This window comes from Brevibacillus jepli, from assembly GCF_047229145.1.
GTDB lineage: Bacteria > Bacillota > Bacilli > Brevibacillales > Brevibacillaceae > Brevibacillus.
Window position 1 is genome coordinate 1 of sequence record NZ_JBFEFW010000065.1, and the last position, 7278, is coordinate 7278.

At 46.7% G+C, this 7278-nt stretch carries 4 protein-coding genes and 1 pseudogene; 1 reads left to right on the forward strand and 4 read right to left on the reverse strand.

Annotated features, from left to right (window positions below):
• Window positions 1-61 precede the first annotated feature (61 nt).
• From AB1L17_RS31035 to AB1L17_RS31045, 3 genes and pseudogenes are all read right to left on the reverse strand, one after another.
• Complete coding sequence (locus tag AB1L17_RS31035) at window positions 62-490, reverse strand: leucine-rich repeat domain-containing protein (RefSeq protein ID WP_412848794.1); 429 nt, start codon at window positions 488-490, stop codon at window positions 62-64.
• 152 nt (window positions 491-642) lie between these two features.
• Entirely contained in the window at window positions 643-3204 is a 2562-nt protein-coding gene (locus AB1L17_RS31040; RefSeq protein WP_412848793.1) for a winged helix-turn-helix domain-containing protein, read from the reverse strand.
• A 48-nt stretch (window positions 3205-3252) separates the two neighbouring features.
• A pseudogene (locus AB1L17_RS31045) lies at window positions 3253-4014 on the reverse strand (transposase); the annotation flags it as partial.
• 277 nt (window positions 4015-4291) lie between these two features.
• Between AB1L17_RS31045 and AB1L17_RS31050 the strand changes: the two are divergent.
• Window positions 4292-5650, forward strand: coding sequence for an IS1182 family transposase (locus AB1L17_RS31050; RefSeq protein WP_412848792.1), 1359 nt, complete (start codon window positions 4292-4294; stop codon window positions 5648-5650).
• A 154-nt stretch (window positions 5651-5804) separates the two neighbouring features.
• On the opposite strand, the gene AB1L17_RS31055 is transcribed toward AB1L17_RS31050, so the two are convergent.
• Window positions 5805-7025: an IS256 family transposase gene (locus tag AB1L17_RS31055; RefSeq protein ID WP_412848791.1), complete on the reverse strand. Its 1221-nt coding sequence runs from the start codon at window positions 7023-7025 to the stop codon at window positions 5805-5807.
• Window positions 7026-7278 lie beyond the last annotated feature (253 nt).

Here is a 7278-nt window from a genome sequence, read left to right on the forward strand (position 1 = left end):
TCTAACCGAGGGGGATTGAAAATGGCTCCCTTATTTTTAGAGAGATGCTGTTTTTACACAATTATACGGACTCAACTACACTTTTGAGTCGGTTGTTTTGAAATGCCCACCTCCCAATACTCGTCACACTGTCCGGGATCGTCACACTCTCGAGTTGATTGGATTCAAATGCGGATTCCCCGATGTTCGTCACGCTGTCCGGGATCGTCACACTTGTCAATTCTTTATTACGAAAAGCTGTATTTCCTATTCGTATAACGCCCTTACCGCCTAACGTATCCGGAATCGCTATATCTTTCGCCGTGCCCACATATTTCGTAATCTCTACACCACCGGCGATCTCCTGATATTCATAATCACTTTCACTTGCTGTTGCCTCTTTCGTGTCTGTACCCAACCATGCGAAAAGTATAATCAGCATTAGTAAACCAATCCTGGTTACGTTGTAACGCTTCGGCATGTTCATTTGCCTTATCTTGAAAACATTCATCTCCTCATCATCCTTCCTGCCCTCACTTCATAGCTTCATCCAAATTATTATACAAACTTCCAATCCCTTTGTGATCAACCCTGCCTGTCACAAAAGATCCAAAAGGTTGAGCAGGGAGGTGGAGATGATTTATGCAAAAAAAGAGGAACGTGTCAGAACAACTGCAGTGTTCTGGCACGTTCCAACGCTTGTAATCGATTTTTGGATTGCAATTTGCCATAGATGTTGTTAATGTGGGTCTTTATGGTTGCGAGAGAAACATTCAGTTTGATCGCCATTTCTTTATTGGACATCCCCGTTTCCATCAACCGAAGCACGCTTTGCTCTCTGGCTGTTAAATTAACCACCATTCCGTCATGGGAAGTACCGGCTTCCCCTTCAACTAGCGGAATCAGTCTCCGCAGTCGTTTCACATAGGATAAAGACACCTTGTGGCTGGGGCGGCGATGTTGGTTTTGACGCAGTTGGATATATTGATCCAATAATTGACCAAATGCTGCTCCTTCGTCAACAAAGGTTCGAATGTACCCTTCCGGCCACGCCAATGCAAGTGCTTCTTCCAATACGTCCATGCAATCTGCAATCTTTCCTAGTGAGGATAGGATCCTGCTCTTATGCACGAGCAGACGGATGCGATCGCTTTGTCGCCCTGCTTCGCTCGCAATGAAGAGGAGACGCTCCGTCAAAGCTGCGGCTTCCTCGATTTCTCCCCGCTCTGCAAGTATAGAGGCCAGTAAATCATATTCCTTGATCATGGATACCGGAATTTCATCACGGAATCGCAAGCCGCTTTTTCTCAGCCATTGTCTCACCGGTTTCTCTTCTCCTTGCATCCTGCCTAGCATGGCTCGAAACGAGGCGATTTTCCCGGACAGATGGGGATTCGCCTTCTCGGACGTTTGTTTGGCTAACTCTTGCAACATTTGATTTGATGTCTCCTCGTCTCCCTGTACGGCGGCAATGCGGGCAAGCCATAGCCCCGCAATGGTCGCCAGGCTTCGATTATCATACAATCTTCCAATATCATAGGCCTGGCGCATCGCCTTTTCCGCTTCGACCAAGCGATTTCGTTCATACTGCATTTTTCCCAAGTCGATATATAGATGAGCGATAAAATACACATTTCGGGTTCCGGACCAGATCGACAGCAACGGCGTTAACACCTGTTCCGCCAGTCGAAGGCCGTTATCCGACACATAGATGTCCCACACCGGATGATAGCCATCCCCGTCGCTTCCGAACCCAATGAAGAAATCACCCTCCGGATGCTTTTCGACATATTCCCGTGAAAATTGAACGGCATATTCAAAATCCCGATCCAAAAACGTGCGAAATGCGGCCAGAAAAGCGAGCCCGCCATGTAATGTTTCGGATTCAACAGGTGAGCAGGAAGCAATACCCTCTTCCAGCCGGCGAACCGCTCGCCAATACCCGTCTGTGGCTGCTTCGACATGCCCGGACAAGTACTGGGAGGCAAGTTTTGTCAAAAGCATCATCGGCCTGGAAAATAACAGCGACTCGGGAATAGCACTTAGCCAATTACAGATCGTCGTCCATTCATTAGCCATCAGTTCCTGCGAAATCGCCTCTATAACTGAAAGCGCATGTTCATAATCAGCAGCCACTAGAAAGTGATCCACCGCTTCATGAGGATAACCGTTCTCTTCCAGCCATTTTCCCGCTGCCATATGATAGGTTTTCCATTGCAGCGGCTCGCGTATTTTCAGTTGCGCCGTCAAAAACTGCTGAAACAGATGATGATACCTGTACCACTCCCGCCGCTCGTCCAAAGCTACAAGAAACAAGCTCTCCTTGTCTAATTGTTGCAGACAGGCATCACTCTCGGCTATACCGGTTACCGCTTGACAAAGTTCACCCGTCATCCGATCTAAAATCGACGTTTGCAGCAAAAATTGCTGCATCGTTTCAGACTGATAGGATAACACTTCATCGAAAAAATAATCCGATATGTCACGTTCCGTTCCCACCATCTTCCGGACCAGCGATGCGGGATCAGCATGTTCATGCAACGATAAGATCGCCAATCGCATCGCCGCTGCCCATCCCTCCGTCTTTTTTTGTACGACAGCCACGTCTTCGATGGCCATGTCCATACCGCCGCACTTCGCAAAAAATTCAGTCGTTTCATCCGATGAGAAGCGGAGATCTCTCGCATCCAGCCAGTTCAACCCATTTCCCGCCCGTATTCTCGAGAGGGGCAACGATGGGAAGTTTCGGCTTGCGAGATAGAGATGAACATGTGACGGCAAGCGTTCCAGCAGATAAGTGACTCCCTTGAAGATGGACGCTTCCTCGATGTGATGAAAGTCATCCCATACGAGCACCGTCGTTTGCGGTATACTATGAAGCCCGTTAACGAGCGCGGCAATCAGTGAGAACCCCGATGGATCTTCCACGGCATGACGAAGCACAGCCTGTTCGTCAAAAGACGGATAGGCCTGTTTTAGCGCCGCAATGGTATGTGCCCAGAAACGCATGCGATCATTATCCGCTTGATCAAGAGAGACCCAGGAGACGGGCTTTTCCAGCGTCGTCACCCACTCGCCCAGCAAGGTGGTTTTGCCATACCCGGCAGGCGCTGTGATCAAGGTAAGTGCACGATCCAGCCCTTCATGCAAACGATGGGTGAGTCTGGAACGAACAACAAGCGGGCTTCGTGATCGGGGAATATGAAGTTTCGTGGCTATGATCACGGTTTGCTCTCTCCTTCCCTATCATCTTACCAAATATCTACTTAGGGGCTGCTTGCCGATCGCTCGACAAATCACCTTGCCGTCTGCACGACGTTGTTTGGCCACGGCCAGGTACTCCTTTCGCGCTTGATCCCGATAAGTCCGTGGTTTGCGGGCACGACCAATCTGTGGAGCATGTAACGTGTCGATGATCTCCTCCAGTTTCTCACGCGCCTCGTTCAGCAAGTTCAAATCGGTAGGGTACGCCACATCCGCCGGGGCACATGTGGCATCCAGCAACAAAACACCCTGGTTCGGATCTTCTTCGGTTATTGAGCGACGCTTGGTCGTACGCTTGCCTTTGGATTTTCTACCGGATTTCGGTTCATCGTCACGGTCGGAATCTGGTGTCGATTTGGCCTCCTCGACCGCGATGATCTCGTTGATTTCGCGGAGAACTTGCTCGCTCAGACGTTTGCGAAAATGCGTCATGAGCGACGGGTGGAACGGCGGATGATCCTGATAGCCTTCCAGCCCGATGAAATATTGCAGATACGGGTATTCGACAATCTGCTGGACCGTTTCCCGGTCCGACAGTTGCAAACGTTCCTTAATGATGAGTGCCCCGAGGGCGACACGGATAGAAACGGCCTTTTGTCCACGAAATGATTTGCGAAAGGATTTGGCATACTTTTTCTCCGCATATACCCACGGCACCAACTGAGCCAGTTTGACCCAGCGATTTTCTTTACTCAACTTACCGCCAAACGGCAAGAAGAAATCATCGGGGAGAAGCAATTGATTTTCACGATGAGAGTGAAATTCGTACATTCAGATCCGCTCCATGTGCAAGGAATTTGAAGGGAAATCGTCGATTTCCTTGCACATGATTTCGATAAAAACGATACAAAACCCTTGTGGTTACTTGATTTTTTATCTGTTCATCAGACCTTAAGTAAGTAATCTGAACTGGTTTTCTTTACTGTTGTCTATTTGCCTTAATTTCCCAGCCTGTAGACAAAGTTCCGTAAGGAACAGGGTCTGCAGGCTTTTTTGTTGAATATAGAACATGTTACGTTTTCAAAAGTTATTTTTTAGAGGTGGCATTATGCTTAATAAGCAAGAGGCCGAAGGGCGTTATCAGATATCTGCATTCTCGCTAGATGAGTTGGTGCCAGAAGATCATCTCGTAAGAAAAATTGAAAATGCAATCGACTTTTCGTTCATCTATGACTTGGTGGAAAGCCTCTACTGTCATGACAATGGCAGACCCAGTGTTGACCCTGTAGTCTTAGTTAAAATTGCTTTCATCCAATATATTTTTGGAATTCGTTCCATGCGACAAACGATTAAAGAGATCGAAACCAATGTTGCCTATCGGTGGTTTATTGGCTATGATTTCAGTCAGCCCATTCCCCATTTCACGACCCTAGGCAAGAACTATGTTCGCCGTTTTCGGGATACTCAACTCTTCGAGTCGATCTTCCTTCGAATATTGGAGGAGGCGGTTCATCATGGATTCGTGAAGCCTGATGTGCTTTTCATTGATGCTACGCATGTAAAAGCCAGTGCGAATAAGCATAAATACGTGAAAGAAATCGTTGAAGAACAAGCGAAGAAATATCAAGAGCTGCTGGACGAAGAAATCAATCAGGATCGTATTGCACATGGAAAGAAGCCCCTTGAAAAAAAGACAGAAACTTCGAAGAAGGAGGTGAAAGTCAGCACAACTGACCCGGATTGCGGATTGTTTGTAAAAGGGGAAAAGGAACGTGTATTTGCTTATAGTTTTCATACAGCATGTGATCGAAATGGATTTGTGCTTGGTGCCAAGGTAACGCCAGGCAATGTGCATGACAGTCAGGTTTTTGAGGATGTTTTGAATCAAGTGCGAAAGACGTTTGCACAGCCTCAAGCTGTGGCAGTGGACTCGGGATACAAGACGCCTTACATCAGTAAAACACTCCTTGATGACCAGATTCGCCCCGTTATGCCCTACACAAGACCACGCACCAAAGAAGGTTTTTTTAAAAAGCACGAATATGTGTATGATGAATATTTCGACTGCTACATCTGCCCGAACGAGCAAATCTTAACATATGAGACAACAAACAAGGATGGGTACCGTATCTATCGATCAAATTCTCAAGTTTGCCGAAGTTGTCCGTTCTTGAAACAATGCACGGAAAGTAAAGACTACACAAAGAGAGTGAGTCGCCACATCTGGGCTGATTACCTCGAAGAGGTAGACCACCTCCGGCATACCGAGGAAAACAAACAAATCTATAGCAAACGGAAAGAAACGATTGAACGTGTATTCGCTGATATGAAGGAAAAGCATGGCATGCGTTGGACGACCTTACGAGGACTGGAGAAGGTCACGATGCAGGCGATGCTTGTTTTCGCTGCCATGAACTTGAAAAAAATGGCGACCTGGCTATGGGGGAATGTAAATTTTTTTGTGTAAATGGATTTTAACAGGTGGATGGTTACATTAACGGCTTTACATGGAGGGGCGGGCATGGTAGGCTTGTTTGCCATGCGATGCATGTTTTTCAGGCATCGCCCAATCGCAAGAAACCATGCCCGCAGAGGCTCCATGTCAAGCCGACTCTACAGCCTCATGAAGCGGACAGTTCTCCTTGCAATCGGTCTCCAAAATGGATGGCAAGTTGCGATATACATTCTTTCCAATTCCGAATCGGCATAGTCCACTTCTTCGATGCCTCAACAGTAGCAAGATAAATGATTTTCCGTAGAGCATCGTCGGATGGATAAGCTGTTTTGGTCTTTGTGACTTTACGGAGTTGTCGGTGATATCCCTCGATGATATTCGTTGTATAAATCATCTTGCGTATCTCTGGGGGATAGCTAAAATAGGCGGTCAGTTCGAGCCAGTTATTTTCCCAGGAGCGAATAATGATGGGGTACTTCTTGCCCCACTTGTCTTTGAATGCAGCAAATGCTGATTCAGCCTCTTCCAACGTAAGGGCTTGATAGACTTTCTTTAAATCTGCCAAGACAGCCTTTTCTTCCTTGAACGGTACATATTTCATAGAGTTGCGAATCTGGTGAATGACGCACAGTTGAATCTGGGTTCTCGGAAAGGCAGCGTTGATCGCCTCGGAAAAACCAGAGAGTCCATCCTTGCAGGCGATCAGAATGTCTTCTACACCACGGCTTTTCAGATCTGTACACACATTTAGCCAGAAGCTGGCACTTTCATGCTCCCCGATCCAAATGCCCAAAATGTCCTTATGCCCAGACATGGTAATACCAAGGACGCTGTATGCCGCTTTGTTGACGATTCGATTTTCTTGACGAACTTTAAAATGGATGGCATCAAGGAAAACAATGGGGTACACCCGATCAAGCGGTCGGCATTGCCATTCCGCCACCATCGGCATGATCTTGTCTGTTACTTTGCTTACCATTGCAGGTGAGACATCGATCCCATACAGATCCTTCATGTGTTCCTCGATGTCTCGTGTTGACATTCCTTTGGCGTAGAGTGCGATGATTTGCTCCTCCAAGCCATTAACCGTGGTCTCATGCTTCTTCACAATGTGAGGTTCAAATTCACCATTTCGGTCACGGGGCACACGAATTTCTGTATTACCGAACTTTGTTTTCAGCGTCTTTTTGCTATACCCATTCCGACTATTTCCCGTATGATCGCCATCGGCACTATGTTTCGCATAGCCCAAATGGTCATCCATTTCCGCTTCAAATAACTGCTGGATCGTGTCACGAAAGAGGTTCTTGAGCATCTCGTGAACGTCTTCGATGGTACGGCAATCCTTTGCTAATTCCTTAATTGTCAAGTCTCTTTTGTCTTGCATAAATGATCATCTCCTTAATGGAAAGTTTAACCATTTACACAAAACTTTTTACGCTCTCGGCTATGGAAATCAGGTCGCCAAAAGGTGAACGATCAAAACACCTTCGGTATTTTCATCAAATTATTAAACAAACTCCCTCTGCTGTTCGTTCAGCGAGGGAGTTTGTCTGCAATCTGATTTCCTTTTTTATCTAATTAATATTCACAACTCAGGGACTTGCCATTACCACATGACTATTATTTAGCAATTATTC